At 62.9% G+C, this 15,154-nt stretch carries 10 protein-coding genes; 8 read left to right on the top strand and 2 right to left on the bottom strand.

What is annotated here, in order from left to right:
• Nucleotides 1–141 precede the first annotated feature (141 nt).
• Nucleotides 142–1,371 (top strand): acyl-CoA dehydrogenase, encoded by a 1,230-nt coding sequence (locus tag V3W40_RS07855; protein ID WP_032860248.1) that lies wholly within the window; start codon nt 142–144, stop codon nt 1,369–1,371.
• Nucleotides 1,372–1,491: 120 nt separating this feature from the next.
• On the opposite strand, the gene V3W40_RS07850 is transcribed toward V3W40_RS07855, so the two are convergent.
• Nucleotides 1,492–2,826, bottom strand: coding sequence for a substrate-binding domain-containing protein (locus tag V3W40_RS07850; protein ID WP_065948378.1), 1,335 nt, complete (start codon nt 2,824–2,826; stop codon nt 1,492–1,494).
• 151 nt (nt 2,827–2,977) lie between these two features.
• Nucleotides 2,978–3,790, bottom strand: coding sequence for an exodeoxyribonuclease III (xthA, locus tag V3W40_RS07845; RefSeq protein WP_065924116.1), 813 nt, complete (start codon nt 3,788–3,790; stop codon nt 2,978–2,980).
• A gap of 168 nt (nt 3,791–3,958) precedes the next feature.
• Here xthA and V3W40_RS07840 point away from each other — a divergent pair, with 168 nt between their 5' ends.
• The 7 genes from V3W40_RS07840 to V3W40_RS07810 all read left to right on the top strand — a co-directional run bounded on the left by V3W40_RS07840 (nt 3,959) and on the right by V3W40_RS07810 (nt 15,066).
• Entirely contained in the window at nt 3,959–4,603 is a 645-nt protein-coding gene (locus V3W40_RS07840; protein ID WP_092488838.1) for a GNAT family N-acetyltransferase, read from the top strand.
• 64 nt (nt 4,604–4,667) lie between these two features.
• Nucleotides 4,668–6,395 carry an autotransporter assembly complex protein TamA gene (locus V3W40_RS07835; RefSeq protein WP_108572655.1) on the top strand — a complete coding sequence of 576 codons (1,728 nt, stop codon included), beginning with the start codon at nt 4,668–4,670 and terminating at the stop codon, nt 6,393–6,395.
• Nucleotides 6,395–10,066: a translocation/assembly module TamB domain-containing protein gene (locus tag V3W40_RS07830; RefSeq protein WP_330214785.1), complete on the top strand. Its 3,672-nt coding sequence runs from the start codon at nt 6,395–6,397 to the stop codon at nt 10,064–10,066. Before V3W40_RS07835 ends, V3W40_RS07830 begins: the two co-directional genes overlap by 1 nt.
• 334 nt (nt 10,067–10,400) lie before the next feature.
• Nucleotides 10,401–10,874: a MarR family winged helix-turn-helix transcriptional regulator gene (locus V3W40_RS07825; RefSeq protein WP_027606282.1), complete on the top strand. Its 474-nt coding sequence runs from the start codon at nt 10,401–10,403 to the stop codon at nt 10,872–10,874.
• A complete protein-coding gene (locus tag V3W40_RS07820) occupies nt 10,871–12,322 on the top strand; it encodes an efflux transporter outer membrane subunit (protein WP_330214784.1) in 1,452 nt (483 codons plus the stop codon). Before V3W40_RS07825 ends, V3W40_RS07820 begins: the two co-directional genes overlap by 4 nt.
• Before the next feature lie 15 nt (nt 12,323–12,337).
• A complete protein-coding gene (locus V3W40_RS07815) occupies nt 12,338–13,537 on the top strand; it encodes an HlyD family secretion protein (RefSeq protein WP_065948374.1) in 1,200 nt (399 codons plus the stop codon).
• A complete protein-coding gene (locus V3W40_RS07810; protein ID WP_027606285.1) occupies nt 13,537–15,066 on the top strand; it encodes a DHA2 family efflux MFS transporter permease subunit in 1,530 nt (509 codons plus the stop codon). Before V3W40_RS07815 ends, V3W40_RS07810 begins: the two co-directional genes overlap by 1 nt.
• Nucleotides 15,067–15,154: the final 88 nt, after the last annotated feature.

Here is a 15,154-nt window from a genome sequence, read left to right as displayed (position 1 = left end):
TCTTATTGTTAGTTGGCCATACGTCGATCATATATCGGTGATGAATGTTAATACACGCCGAGAATAGGCTAGGTAAATTATCAACGCTGTTCTAGCATCGATTGCATGACCTAAACAACCTCTCAAAGAAGGGAGCTGCTCATGGATTTCGCCTATTCGCCCAAGGTTCAGGAACTGCGTGAACGCGTCACAGCGTTCATGGACGCTTACGTTTACCCGGCCGAGCCGGTGTTCGAACGCCAGGTCAGCGAAGGCGACCGCTGGCAGCCCACCGCCATCATGGAAGAGCTGAAGGCCCGGGCGAAAGCCGAAGGCCTGTGGAACCTGTTCCTGCCCGAGTCCGAACTGGGCGCCGGCCTGACCAACCTTGAATACGCCCCCCTGGCCGAGATCATGGGCCGCTCGCTGCTGGGTCCGGAGCCGTTCAACTGCTCCGCCCCCGACACCGGCAACATGGAAGTGCTGGTGCGCTACGCCAATGAAGAGCAGAAACAACGCTGGCTCGAGCCGCTGCTGCGCGGCGAGATCCGTTCGGCCTTCGCCATGACCGAGCCCGATGTCGCCTCCTCGGACGCCACCAACATGGCCGCCCGCGCCGAGCGCCAGGGCGACGAGTGGGTGATCAACGGCAAGAAGTGGTGGACCTCCGGCGCCTGCGACCCGCGCTGCAAGATCCTGATCTTCATGGGCCTGAGCAACCCGGATGCACCGCGCCACCAGCAGCACTCGATGATCCTGGTGCCGGTGGACGCCCCCGGCGTGAAAATCGTACGCCCGCTGCCGGTGTTCGGCTACGACGACGCGCCCCACGGTCACGCCGAAGTGCTGTTCGACAATGTCCGCGTGCCGTACGAAAACGTACTGCTGGGTGAAGGCCGAGGCTTCGAGATTGCCCAAGGTCGCCTTGGCCCCGGCCGTATCCACCACTGCATGCGCTCCATCGGCATGGCCGAGCGCGCGCTGGAACTGATGTGCAAACGCTCCGTCAGCCGCACCGCGTTCGGCAAGCCTTTGGCGCGCCTGGGCGGCAATATCGACAAGATCGCCGACTCACGCATGGAAATCGACATGGCGCGCCTGCTGACCTTGAAAGCGGCGTACATGATGGACACCGTGGGCAATAAAGTGGCGAAAAGTGAAATTGCCCAGATCAAGGTGGTGGCGCCGAACGTGGCGTTGAAGGTGATCGACCGCGCGATCCAGATCCACGGCGGCGCCGGCGTCTCCAACGACTTCCCGCTGGCCTACATGTACGCCATGCAACGCACCCTGCGCCTGGCCGACGGCCCGGACGAAGTGCACCGCGCGGCCATCGGCAAGTTCGAGATCGGCAAGTATGTGCCTAAAGAGTTGATGCGCAGCGGGCAGTAACACCGCGTCGCCTGAATCGGGGGCAAGCCCCCTCCCACATTTTGATTTGGGAATACATTCAAAGTGTGGGAGGGGGCTTGCCCGATGAGGCCGGATCAGGCCCTGAAGATCCAGCAGCCCTCAGTACACCCAAACCTCCACCCGCCGATTCTTGATCCGCCCCTCATCCGCCGTATTCGCCGCCACCGGCATCTGTGCGCCGAAGCCGCGAATATCGCGCAATACCACGCCGTTCTTGACCAGCTCCCGGCGTACCGCCATCGCCCGCAGCTTCGAGAGCAGCGCGGCCCGTTGCGGGTCATTCTTGGCATCGCCGAATCCCACCAGCGTTACCTGCTTGTCGAGTTGGTTGTGGCGCTTTATATAGGCCACGACGCGCTGCACGTCCTGGCGCGCCTTGTTGTCCAGGCTGGCGCTGCCTTCCTCGAAGCGAAAATTCACGCTCAAACGCTGGGCGTCACGGGCAATCGCCTGGTAATCGTCGGGCATCGAAGGGCGCGGCTCCACCGTCATCGCCTGCACCTGCTGCGCAATAAACCCATTGGCCGCCACAATCGCCTGGCCTTTGCTGCTCTGGGCAAAGTCCACCAGGGCCTTGGCCCACGGGTTGCTGGAGGAGGGCGGCAGGTAGAAGAACAGCCGGCGTGACAGCGGGTAATCCTCGGTGGCAATCAGGCTGTTCAACGGCAACATCGGTTGCGAGTCGCCATCGACAATCGCCACCGCCTTGGCCTGGCGCACGTAAGGCAAGCCGATAAAACCGATGCCCTGGGGATCCCGGCTCACCGCATCGGACAACGCTTCGCTGGACTCGAAGCGCTTGGCGTCAGCGGCCAGGGGCTTGCCGCGCAGGCGCAGCACCAGGTCCTTGAAGGTGTCATAGGTGCCGGATTGATCATCCCGCGCATACAGGTGAATGGCGCCGCCGATCCCGCCCAATGCTTCCCAGGTGTTGATTTCGCCGTTGAAAATCTGCGCCAGTTGCTCGGTGTTCAACGTATTCAGCGGGTTGCGCGGGTTGAGGATAATGGCCAGGCCGTCGATGGCGATCACCTGTTCGGCCTCGGGGCTTTTCAGGTCGCCGAGCGGTTCGAGGTCCACCAGTTCGCTGTCTTTTATCGGCCGGGACGAGGCGGCCAGGTCGGCGCTGGCGTTTTTCAGCGCGGCAAACCCCGTGCTGGAACCATGGGCCGCCACCTCGACGGTCACCGTCCTGCCCTGGCGTGTCTTGCCGATCACGCGCTGTTCATTGGCGCCCTCGGCCGGTTCGCTGTGCACCGCCTGCAGGCCCTGATGCTCCATCAACCCCTTGACCAACGCCGGCCCCAGCGCCGCGCCAATGGTGTTGGAACCCTGGATGCGCAAAGCCGGGCCTTGGTCGGGAACGGGGAGGGGGGCAGCCACGACGCAGAGGGAAAACGCGCTACACAACAGGAACAGAACGCGCAGCATCATGCCGGCACCTTCTCAAGCCAAAGGGAGTGCCGCGAGATTAAGTCACTTGGATTTCAATAATGTGACTGACAGTCAGCTTATCTGTTACTGATACACCGCGATCGGGGGCAAGCCCCCTCCTACATTTGGCCCGAGTACACAGTCAAGGGGATCAGCTCAGTTCAAGCCAGATCGGCGCATGGTCAGACGGTTTCTCCAAGCTCCGCAGGTCGTAATCCACGCCGGCATCCTTGACCCGCGCCAGCAAGCCATTGGAGGCCATGATCACGTCAATGCGCAGCCCACGCTTGGGCTCATCCTCGAACCCACGGCTGCGGTAGTCGAACCAGCTGAAACGGTCGGCCACATCGGGGTTGAGGTGGCGGAAGCTGTCCACCAGGCCCCAGTTCTTCAGGCGCGCCATCCACTCGCGCTCTTCAGGCAGGAAGCTGCACTTGCCGGTTTTCAGCCAGCGCTTGGCGTTGTCGGCGCCGATGCCGATGTCGCAGTCCTCCGGGGAAATGTTCACATCGCCCATCACCACCAGGGCCTGGTCGTTGCTGAACTGGCTTTCCAGCAGGTGCTGCAAATCTGCGTAGAAGCGCTGCTTGGCCGGGAACTTGGTCGGGTGGTCGCGGCTTTCACCTTGTGGGAAATAGCCGTTCATGATGGTCACCGGCTGGCCATTTTCATCGGCGAAGGTGCCCCAGATAAAGCGACGCTGGGCGTCTTCTTCATCGCTGGCAAAGCCCTTGTGCACGCTCAAGGCTTCTTTGCGCGAGAGCAGTGCCACGCCGTAGTGGCCTTTTTGCCCGTGGTAGTACACGTGATAGCCCAGGGCCTGCACTTCGGCCAGGGGGAACTGGTCGTCGTGGACCTTGGTTTCCTGCAGGCCGATCACGTCGGGTTGGTGTTTTTCAATCAGTGCCGCCAGCTGATGAGGGCGGGCGCGCAGCCCGTTGATATTGAAGGAGACGATTTTCATGGTCGGCGGTCCAGTCTGGCAAAAGGGCGATGCTAGCGGACAAGTCGGACGGGGGCCAGCGTGGCGGTAGGACAGATGCACTGCTAATGTCTGGGAACGACTGGTGCTGCGTAGGTTCGTACCCATAAGAACGCCATCTATTGAGTGGCGCCCAGGGAGATTGACTGTATGACTGACACTGCCATTGGCGAAGTTCGCCTGCTCAACAGCGGCTACTCCCGCGAAGCCCGCTCGCTGCTGTACCAGGCCTATCGGCATGAGCCGACGTTTGCCTACATCTTCGAGGCGGAACGCGCAGGCTATGAACAACGGGTACGTGCCACGGTGCGCGAACTGGTCAAGCAGCATTTCTTCCAGAAACTTCCCGCCATCGGCCTGTTCGTCAACGACCGCCTGATCGGCATCGCGCTGATCGCGCCCCCGCAGCGGCGCCTGGGGATTACCGAAAGTTGGGCCTGGCAATTGCGCATGTGGTTGAGCACCGGCGTGCGCGGCACCCGGCGCTACCTGGACTACCACTATGCGGTGATGGCCTGCCTGCCCAACGAGTCGGTGCATGTGTTGCCGCTGCTGGGCATTCACCCGCAATTCCAGGGCAAGCACTATGGTGAGCAGTTGCTGGGAGCGGTGCACAACTGGTGCGCGGAAGACCCGCATTCATCCGGTGTGGTACTGGACACGGGGAATTCGCGCTATCTGGAGTTCTACAAACGCCAGGGCTATGAGGAGATCGGCGAAGTGGCGGTAGGACCGATTCTGGAACACGTATTTTTCCACCCCAATCCGCAGGTGTTACATGCTGCAACGGCTTAGCGCAGAATTTTTCAGAATCCTCTGAGTTCTAAGTTTCTCCCCAGCTCGTGTAGCATCCGCGCCTATGAAGTTTCCAGGAAGATTTACCAGCGGCTTGGTTCTGCTGTTCACAAGCTGCGGCGCATTCGCGCAAAGCGAATTGGACGTGCGGATCAAGCCAAAAAACGACGCGTTGAAAGCCAACATCGAAGGCTATATCGGCGGGGTGGGCGAGCGTGACGAAGAGGCCTTGCTGCGGTTCAGCCGTGGGGCCGAAGAGCAGGCGCGCAAAGCCGCCCAGGCTTTAGGTTTCTATCAGCCCCGGATCGAAAGCGATGTGAAGGGCGGCAAGAACCCGCGCCTGATCCTCACCATCGACCCCGGCGAACCGGTGCATCTGCGCAACGTGACCATTCGGGTCGACGGCCCGGCCGCGGACCTCAAGGCCTTTCGCGTGCCCGCCAGCGACGACCTGAAATCCGGCGCCGTGCTCAACCACGGCCACTACGAAGACGCCAAGCGTCTGATCCAGAACCAGGCCTCGCGCTACGGCTTTTTCAGCGGGCGCTTCACTCACCAGAAACTCTCGGTAGACCCCCAGGCCGGTGTCGCCGATATCGAACTCATCTATGACAGCGGCCCGCGCTACACCTTGGGCAAGGTCAGCTTTGCCGGCGATACGCCGTTTGACGAAGAGCTGCTGCAACGCATGGTGCCGTTTAAAAGTGGCGCCCCCTACGATTCCGAACTGATCGCCGAACTCAACCAGAACCTGCAAGCCAGCGGCTTTTTCGAAGGCGTGCGCGTCGACGCCGCGCCTGCGGCTTCGGCCAATGACGTGATCCCGGTGGCCGTCAACCTGGAGACCCGCAAGCCACGCACCATGGGCCTGGGCCTGGGTTTCTCCACCGACGTCGGCCCGCGCGGCAAGGCCAACTGGACGCGCCACTGGGTCAATCCCCAGGGCCACAGCTATGGCTGGGAAGCCGAGTTGTCGGCGCCACGGCAGAACGTCGGGTTGTGGTACGACATCCCGCTGGACCCGCCGCTCACCGATAAACTGCGTTTCGCCGGCGGTTACCAGAATGAAGAAATCGCCAACACCGACACCTTGAGTAAATTGCTCACCCTCGGGCCCGAATGGCACAGCAAGTTGCCCAGTGGCTGGACCCGGGTGATCTCGCTCAAATACCAGCGCGAAGAATATCGCCTGGGCAATGACTCGGGCCTCAGTAACCTGGTGATGCCGGGTGTGAGTTATTCCTACCTGCGCAGCGATAACCGCATCGACCCCCACAACGGCTACCGCCTGCAATTCGACAGCAAGGTGGCCAAGGAAGGGTTGGGCTCCGACACCAACCTGTTATACGGCACGGCCATGGTCAAGGGCCTGACCACCCTGTGGGACAACCACCGCTTCCTGGCGCGGGCCCAGGTCGGCGGCAGTGCCACCAACGGCTATAAGTCGGTGCCGCCATCGCTGCGGTTCTTCGCCGGTGGCGACCAGAGCGTGCGCGGCTACGAGTACCAGACCCTGTCACCCGAGAATGACCGGGGCGACCGTATCGGTGGCCGCTACATGGTGGCCCTGAGCGCCGAGTATCAATATTCCATCGCCGAAAAATGGCGGATTGCGACCTTTATCGACCAGGGCAACTCGTTCAACTCCCTGGAGTTGCCCAGCTTGAAGACCGGTGTGGGTGTCGGCATCCGCTGGGTCTCGCCGGTCGGCCCGATCCGCCTGGACCTGGCCCACGCCCTGGAAGACCCGGGCGGCGTTCGATTGCACTTTTCCATGGGGCCTGAGCTGTGATGCGTGGTGTGAAAATAGCGGGGCTGGCCGTGTTGGCCGTCCTTGTCGTGCTGTTGCTGGCCCTGTGGGCGGTCCTCGGCACCCAGGCGGGCAGTCGCTGGGCGCTGGGGCGTGTACCGGGTTTGAGCGTAGAGAATTTCCACGGCCGTCTGGGCGGCCAGTGGCGCGCCGATCATCTGCTGTGGGCGCAGGACGGCAGTCGCGTCGAACTCGATGCGCCGACGTTTGACTGGTCGCCGGCGTGCCTGTTGCGCATGACCCTGTGCATCAATCGCCTGGATGTGGAGCAAGTCCGCCTGGACGTCGCGCCGAGCACTGAAGAGAGCAGTGGGCCGATTCACTTGCCGGACCTGAAGCTGCCCGTTTCCATTCAGTTGGGCGACATTCGCGTCGGCAGCCTGCTGTTCAACGGCAGCGAACAACTCAAGGGCCTGCAACTGGCCGCGCACTGGACCGCCGCCGGCATGCAGATTGACGCGGTGCACCTGCAACGGGACGGCCTGGTGCTGGACCTGAACGGCCTGTTGCAACCCAGCGGCGACTGGCCGCTGACCGCCAGCGGCAATCTGAGCCTGCCCTACGCCCCCGGCGGCGCGCCGTGGACGGTGGCGCTCAAGGTCGAGGGCGACCTGCTCAAGACCCTCAGGCTCGACGCCGACAGCAGCGGCTACCTGCCGGCCAAACTCAAGGGCGAGCTGCAACCCCTGGTGGACAACCTCCCGGCCCAGTTGCACCTCACTGCCGATGGCTTCAAACCCAGCGCCGATCTGCCCGACACCCTGCAACTCAATCAACTGGACCTCGCCGCCAAGGGCGACCTGGGCAGCGGCTACCAACTGCTGGGCAAGGCTGTACTGCCGGCGGAAAAAGGCCCGGTGGGCCTGCTGCTGCAAGGCAAGGTCGACGCCAACGGCGCGCAGATCGCCGGCCTGGACCTGAATGCCGGCGACAAACAAAGCCTCAAGCTCACGGCGCAGTTGGACTGGCAACAAGGCTTCAGTGCCGAGGCCAAGATCGACTGGCTGGACTTTCCCTGGCATCGCCTCTACCCGCTGATCGACGAGCCACAGGTGGTGTTGCGCACCTTCAACGGTGAGATTTCCTACAAAGACGGCAACTACCTCGGCAACCTCAAGGCTGACCTCGACGGCCCGGCCGGCAATTTCAATCTGGTCACGCCGTTCAGTGGCGACCTCACGCAAATCTTCCTGCCGGAGCTGAAACTGACCGCTGGCCAAGGCAAGGCCGAAGGGCATCTGAACCTGCAATTTGCCGATGGGATTGCCTGGGACACCGCGTTGGACCTGTCGGCGCTGAACCCGGCGTACTGGGTGGCGGAATTGCCGGGCACGCTGGCTGGCCCCTTGCGCAGCAAAGGTGAATTCAAAAACGAACAGCTCAAGCTCAACGCCGACCTCGACCTCAAGGGCCGCCTGCGTGGGCAAACCGCCGTGCTGGCGGCCAAGGCCGAAGGCGCGGGCGAGCAATGGACCCTGGCCAACCTGGATATCCGCCTGGGCGACAACCGCGTCAACGGCAGCGGCAGCCTGCAGCAACGCCTGGCCGGGCAGATCGACATCAAGCTGGCGCGCCTGGCTCAGCTGTGGCCGCAGTTGCGTGGTCAGGTCAATGGCCGACTCGACGTGGCCGGCAGCCTCAAGGCGCCCCAAGGCAAACTCGACCTCAAGGGCCAGCAACTGGCGTTCGCCGATAATCGCCTGCAAAGCCTGAGCCTGGGCGCGACCCTGGACAGTGCCCAGCGCGGGAAAATCGACCTCAAGGGCAGCGGCATTCAAAGCGGTGACACCCAGGTGGGCACGCTCACCGCCAGCGCCCAGGGCGATATCAGGAGCCAGAAGGTCCAACTCGACCTGGCCGGCCCCTTGGTCAAACTGGCCCTGGCCCTGGATGGCAACCTCGACAAAGGCAACTGGCGCGGTCGCCTGGCCAGTGGCGATGTGCAGGCGGGTGGCCAGGACTGGAAGCTGCAGGCGCCGGCAAAAATCGAGCGCATGGCCGACGGCAAGTTGACCTTCGCGGCCCACTGCTGGATCTCCGGCGCCGCCAGCCTGTGCGGTGAAGACCAGCGCCTGATGCCCGACCCCAAATTGCGCTACCACCTCAAGCAATTCCCCATCGATAGCCTGGCGGCGTTTCTGCCCAAGGACTTCGCCTGGCAGGGCAAGCTCAACGCCGACGTCCAACTGGACCTTCCCGGCAGTGGCCCCAAAGGCGTGGTCGCGGTGGATGCCAGCGGCGGCACCCTGCGGGTCAAGGACAAGGACCAGTGGCTGGATTTCCCCTACGACACCCTCACGCTGGAAACCACCCTCAACCCCAAGCGCATCGACACCCAGCTGAACTTCAGAGGCGGCAAGCTCGGCGAGTTGCTGTTGCAGGCGCAGATCAACCCATTGCCGAAAAACAAGCCGATCAGCGGCAACTTCAGCCTCACCGGTCTGGATCTCGCCGTGGCACGGCCGTTTGTGCCGATGGTCGAGAAACTCAGCGGCAAGCTCAATGGCAGCGGCCGGATCGCCGGTGGCCTGCTGGCGCCGCAGGTCAACGGTAACGTCAACCTGGTGGGCGGCGAAGTCTCCGGGCCGGAGCTGCCCATCAGCCTTGAAGGCCTGAACGTGCAGGCGCTGATTGCCGGTGAAAGCGTGCAGTTGAACGGCGCATGGCGCAGTGGCAAGGCCGGGCAGGGCAGCCTCAAGGGCCAGATCGACTGGGGCCAGGCCCTGGTGGTGGACCTCAGCCTGCAAGGCTCGCAACTGCCGGTCACGGTGGAGCCCTATGCGGTGCTCGAAGTGGCCCCGGACCTGAAGATCAGCCTGAAGAACGACAAACTGGCGATTGCCGGCAAGGTGCGGATCCCGCGCGGCGACATCACCGTGCGCGAACTGCCGCCTTCGACGGTCAAGGTCTCGGATGACACCGTAATCGTCGGCAGCCAGACCGAAGAGGGCAAGCCGCCGATGGCCATGGCCATGGATATCGACGTGGCGGTGGGCGAAGATCAGCTCAACTTCTCGGGCTTCGGCCTCACCGCCAAGGTACAGGGCCATGTGCACATCGGCGACAACATGGACACCCGTGGCGAGCTGTGGCTCAACGACGGTCGCTACCGTGCCTATGGCCAGCGCCTGGATGTGCGCCGCGCACGCCTGCTGTTCGCCGGGCCGCTCGACCAGCCGTACCTGGATATCGAAGCGATCCGCAAGACCGACGATGTAGTCGCCGGTATCCGCCTCAGCGGCAGCGCCGAGCAGCCCACCACGCAGATCTTCTCGGAACCGGCCATGAGCCAGGAACAGGCGCTGTCCTACCTGGTGCTGGGCCGTCCGCTGAGCTCTACCGGCGAAGACAACAACATGCTTGCCCAGGCCGCCCTCGGCCTGGGCCTGATGGGCAGCGCCGGGGTCACCTCGGATCTTGCCAACAAACTGGGGATTCGCGACTTCGACCTCGACACCCAGGGCAGCGGCAACAGCACGGCGGTGGTGGCCAGCGGCAAGATCACCGAGAAACTCAGCCTGCGTTACGGGGTAGGGGTGTTCGAACCGGCCAGCACCATTGCCTTGCGCTACCTGCTGAGCAAAAAGGTGTATCTGGAAGTGGCGAGTGGCGTGGCCAGTTCCCTCGACATCTTCTACAAGCGCGATTTCTGAGTCCTGCTCGATCAAAAAATGTGGAAGGGGGCTTGCCCTAATGCCAGTCAGTTAAGCGTACATCGCCTCCTGTAGGAGCGAGCTTGCTCGCGAAAAACGTCAACGATAACGCGTGCTTCCTGAATGAACGCGGCGTCTGTGAGTTTTTCGCGAGCAAGCTCGCTCCTACAAAAAGCCTTAACTGACTGGCAAGCCTCCTCCCACATTGGTTTGCATTCCAGCCCGCCGGTCGTGAAATTAGCAAGCAAGCTAATTAATCCATTTGACTTTCGCTGCCTAGGCAGTAACATCTCGTCATACATTCACTGCCTAGGCAGTAATAAGGTGACTTCCGATGCCCCACTTCACCCCTGAAAACTTCCACAACTGCCACCTCGGGCTGTTGCTGGGCCGTGCGGCGCTCCTCAAGGACCGCATCATCGACACCCACATGGAACCCCACGGCATCACGGCCGCGCAGTTCAAGGTGCTGATCATCATGGCCCAGTTCGGCGTAGACACCCCGGCCGAACTGTGCCGCAACCTGTCCCTGGACAGCGGTTCGATGACCCGCATGCTTGACCGCCTCGAGCAGAAAGGCCTGCTGGACCGCAAACGCTCCGAGCAGGACCGCCGCCAGGTGCAGTTGGTGCTGACTGCCGACGGCCAGCGCCTGGCAGACATGCTGCCGCACATAGGCGCCCAGGCGTTGAACCAACTGGCGGGCGTACTTGAGGCTGGCGAGCTGGAAACCCTGGAACGGATTCTCAAGAAAATTCTGATAGCTGCCGGTGATCCCATCACCCTGCAGCGGGTAGGTAAAGCATGAACACACGTGCCCTATGCCTGGTGCTCGTGGCCATGAGCATGGCCGGTTGCGCCAACTACAGCGGCCTCGACACCCAGGGCCGGCGCCTCGACGCCAACACCTTGCAGACCGGTAAATCCCTGAGCGGGGTGACCCTGTCGAGTGCCGCCTGGCCCAGCGCCGACTGGTGGAAAAACCTCGGCGACCCGCAGCTCGACGGCCTGATCCAGGAAGCCCTGCAAAACAGCCCCGACATGCAAGTCGCCAGCGCCCGTGCCCATCAGGCCGAAGCCGCCGCCTATGCCGCGAATGCCGCACGCATGCCGACCCTGGATGCCAGCGCCGGCGTGAGCCGTTCACGCCTGGCCAAGGACCAGGACCCGCGCGGCGAGGGCGATGCCTACTCGACCGTGCGTAATATCGGCGCCAGCTTCAATTACAACTTCGACCTCTGGGGTGGCCAGCGCGCCGCCTGGGAAGCCGCGCTGGGCCAGGCCCGCGCCGCCGAAGTCGACCAGCAGGCCGCGCGCCTGACCCTCGCTGCCGATGTGGCCAAGGCCTACAGCGACCTGGGCCAGGCGCACATCGTGCGCGACCTGGCCGGCGATGACCTCAAGCGCACCCGGCAAATGCTCGACCTGAGCAAGCGCCGCCTGGCTGCGGGCATCGACAGCCAGTACCAGTACCAGCAGACCGAAAGCCTGGAAGCCAGCTCCCAGTCGCAATTGATCGATGCCGACAAACAACTGCAGAGCGCCCAGATCGCACTCGCCGTATTGCTCGGCAAAGGCCCGGACCGAGGCGGCGAACTGGCTCGTCCGAATGTGCTCAAGCCCGCCGCTGTCGCCGTGCCTTCGGTGTTGCCCGCCGAGCTGCTGGGCCGCCGCCCGGACCTGATCGCCGCGCGCTGGCGAGTCGAGGCTGCGAGCAAGGACATCGCCGCCAGCAAGACGCGCTTCTACCCCAACCTCAATCTCAGCGCGAGCGCCGGGGCCGAGTCGTTGCTGGGGGATGCGATGTTCGGCTCGGCCAGTCGCTTCTTCAACATTGCGCCGACGATCTCGTTGCCGATCTTCGATGGCGGCCGCCTGCGCGCCGACCTCGATGCGCGCGATGCCGACTACGACCTGGCCGTGGCCCAGTACAACAAAACCCTGGTGCAGGCCTTGGGCGATATCGGCAACACCCTTTCGCAACTGCGCGAAACCGGTCGGCAGATCCAGGCCCAGCAACACGCCACGGACATTGCCCAGCAGTCCTACGACACCGTGGTCCAGCGCTACGGATCAGGGGTCGGTAACTACCTGGACGTGCTCAGCATCGATCAGCAATTGCTGCAGGCCCAGCGTCAGCTGGCGACCCTGAATGCCGGGCAAATCGATCTGTCGATTCAATTGATGCAGGCCCTGGGTGGCGGATACAGCGCCGACAACGTGGCGTCGACCACCCCAGCCACCCGCACGGAATAATTTGAGGTATTTGTCATGGCCACTGCCGAAAACACCAACGCTACAGAACAACCCAAAGACAACAACCCACGCAAACGCAAGGTCATGCTGATCGGCCTCGCGCTGATCGTCATCCTCGGTGTCGTGGGCGTATGGGGCTGGTATGAATTCTACGGACGCTTCAACGAGAGCACCGACGACGCCTATGTGAACGGCAACGTGGTGGAAATCACCCCGCTGGTCACCGGCACCGTGGTCAGCATCGGCGCCGACGATGGCGACCTGGTCCACGAAGGCCAGGTGCTGATCAACTTCGACCCCAACGACGCCGCCGTCGGCCTGCAAAGTGCCCAGGCCAACCTGGCCCGCACCGTGCGCCAGGTGCGTGGCTTGTACAGCAACGTCGATGGCATGAAAGCCCAGGTCAACGCACAGAAAGCCGATGTGCAAACCGCCCAGGACAATTTCAACCGCCGCAAGACCCTGGCCCAGGGCGGCGCGATTTCCCAGGAAGAACTGTCCCACGCCCGTGACAGCCTGACGGCCGCGAAAAACGCGCTGACCAACCTTGAGCAGCAACTCAAGACCAGCAATGCACTGGTGGATGACACCGTGATCTCGTCCCACCCGGACGTGCAGGCCGCCGCCGCGCAACTGCGCCAGGCCTACCTGGCCAATGCGCGCAGCACCTTGATCGCGCCGGTCACCGGCTACGTGGCCAAGCGCACCGTGCAACTGGGCCAGCGCGTGCAGCCGGGTACGGCGTTGATGGCGGTGATCCCGCTGAACCAGCTGTGGATCGACGCCAACTTCAAGGAAACCCAATTGCGCGACATGCGTATTGGCCAGCCGGTGGACATCGAGTCGGACATCTACGGCAGCGACGTGAAATTCAGCGGCACCGTGGATAGCCTTGGCGCCGGCACCGGCAGTGCGTTTGCCCTGCTGCCGGCGCAGAACGCCACCGGTAACTGGATCAAGATCGTGCAACGGGTGCCGGTACGCATCCACATCAATGCCGAAGAACTGGCCAAGCACCCGCTGCGGGTCGGCCTGAGCACCGTCGTCAATGTCGACCTGCATGACCAGAGCGGCCCGGTGTTGGCGCAACAGGCGCCGCAAAAGGCGACCTTCACCACCAACGTGTACGACCGCCAATTGGCCGAGGCTGACGCCATGATCACCGAGTTGATCCATGCCAACAGCATCGCCGCGCCCAAGGCTGCGCAACGCTGATGAGCAATAACGCCTCCTTCACGCCGCCCAGCCTGTTGATGGCCACCATTGGCCTGTCGCTGGCGACCTTTATGCAGGTGCTCGACACCACCATCGCCAACGTGGCCTTGCCGACCATTTCCGGCAACCTCGGCGTGAGTTCGGAGCAGGGCACCTGGGTGATCACCTCGTTTGCGGTGAGCAACGCCATCGCCTTGCCGCTGACCGGTTGGTTGAGCCGGCGGTTTGGCGAAGTGAAGCTGTTCCTGTGGGCCACCATGCTGTTTGTGCTGGCCTCGTTCCTCTGTGGTATTTCCACTTCGATGCCCGAATTGATCGGCTTCCGGGTGCTGCAAGGCCTGGTGGCCGGGCCGTTGTACCCGATGACCCAGACACTGCTGATCGCGGTCTACCCGCCGGCGAGGCGTGGCATGGCCCTGGCGTTGCTGGCGATGGTCACGGTGGTGGCGCCGATTGCGGGGCCGATCCTCGGCGGCTGGATCACTGACAGTTACAGCTGGCCGTGGATCTTCTTTATCAACGTCCCCATCGGCATCTTTGCGGTGATGGTGGTGCGTGCGCAATTGAAGAAGCGCCCGGTGACCACCAGCTACCAGCCGATGGATTACGTCGGGCTGTTGAGCCTGATCGTGGGCGTCGGCGCGCTGCAGATCATCCTCGACAAGGGCAACGACCTGGACTGGTTCGAATCCAACTTCATCATTGTGGGCGCGGCGATTTCGGTGATTGCCCTGGCGGTGTTCATCATCTGGGAAATGACCGACAAGCACCCGGTGGTCAACCTGCGGCTGTTTGCCTACCGTAACTTTCGCATCGGCACGATTGTGTTGATCCTCGGCTACGCGGGCTTCTTCGGCATCAACCTGATCCTGCCGCAATGGCTGCAAACCCAGATGGGCTACACCGCCACCTGGGCCGGCCTGGCGGTGGCGCCGATCGGCATCCTGCCGGTGCTGATGTCACCGTTCGTGGGCAAGTACGCGCACAAGTTCGACCTGCGCCTGCTGGCAGGCCTGGCGTTCCTGGCGATTGGTCTGAGCTGCTTTATGCGCGCGGGCTTCACCAATGAGGTGGACTTCACCCACATCGCCCTGGTGCAGCTGTTCATGGGCATCGGCGTGGCGCTGTTCTTCATGCCGACCTTGAGCATCCTGATGTCCGACCTGCCACCGCACCAGATCGCCGATGGCGCCGGTCTTGCGACCTTTCTGCGGACCCTGGGCGGCAGCTTTGCGGCCTCGCTGACCACCTGGATCTGGATTCGCCGGGCGGACCAGCACCATGCGTACATGAGCGAGAACATGACCACCTATGACTCGGCCACCCGCGACGCGCTGCAGGCGCTCGGTGGGGCAGGGCACAAAGCCTACGCGCAACTGGACCAGATCCTCACCAGCCAGGCGTACATGATGTCCACCGTGGATTACTTCACGTTGCTGGGGTGGATGTTCATGGGGTTGATGCTGCTGGTGTGGCTGGCCAAACCGCCGTTTGGCGCCAAGGCAGGGCCGGAAGCGTCCGGCCACTGATTGGCAAAGACTGAAATGCAATCAATTGTGGGAGGGGGCTTGCCCTAATGCCGTTCAGTTAAGCGAAAGTGATTCACTGTAGGAGCGA

It is taken from the genome of Pseudomonas sp. AM8, from assembly GCF_036346475.1.
GTDB lineage: Bacteria > Pseudomonadota > Gammaproteobacteria > Pseudomonadales > Pseudomonadaceae > Aquipseudomonas > Aquipseudomonas marginalis.
This window is presented reverse-complemented; position numbering and strand designations above follow the sequence as displayed.

What these genes read in the sequence shown, in the direction of transcription:
- V3W40_RS07855 (WP_032860248.1), top strand. Translation starts at nt 142, where the DNA reads ATGGATTTCGCCTATTCGCCCAAGGTTCAGGAACTGCGTGAACGCGTC.
- V3W40_RS07850 (WP_065948378.1), bottom strand. Translation starts at nt 2,826, where the DNA reads ATGATGCTGCGCGTTCTGTTCCTGTTGTGTAGCGCGTTTTCCCTCTGC.
- xthA (WP_065924116.1), bottom strand. Translation starts at nt 3,790, where the DNA reads ATGAAAATCGTCTCCTTCAATATCAACGGGCTGCGCGCCCGCCCTCAT.
- V3W40_RS07840 (WP_092488838.1), top strand. Translation starts at nt 3,959, where the DNA reads ATGACTGACACTGCCATTGGCGAAGTTCGCCTGCTCAACAGCGGCTAC.
- V3W40_RS07835 (WP_108572655.1), top strand. Translation starts at nt 4,668, where the DNA reads ATGAAGTTTCCAGGAAGATTTACCAGCGGCTTGGTTCTGCTGTTCACA.
- V3W40_RS07830 (WP_330214785.1), top strand. Translation starts at nt 6,395, where the DNA reads ATGCGTGGTGTGAAAATAGCGGGGCTGGCCGTGTTGGCCGTCCTTGTC.
- V3W40_RS07825 (WP_027606282.1), top strand. Translation starts at nt 10,401, where the DNA reads ATGCCCCACTTCACCCCTGAAAACTTCCACAACTGCCACCTCGGGCTG.
- V3W40_RS07820 (WP_330214784.1), top strand. Translation starts at nt 10,871, where the DNA reads ATGAACACACGTGCCCTATGCCTGGTGCTCGTGGCCATGAGCATGGCC.
- V3W40_RS07815 (WP_065948374.1), top strand. Translation starts at nt 12,338, where the DNA reads ATGGCCACTGCCGAAAACACCAACGCTACAGAACAACCCAAAGACAAC.
- V3W40_RS07810 (WP_027606285.1), top strand. Translation starts at nt 13,537, where the DNA reads ATGAGCAATAACGCCTCCTTCACGCCGCCCAGCCTGTTGATGGCCACC.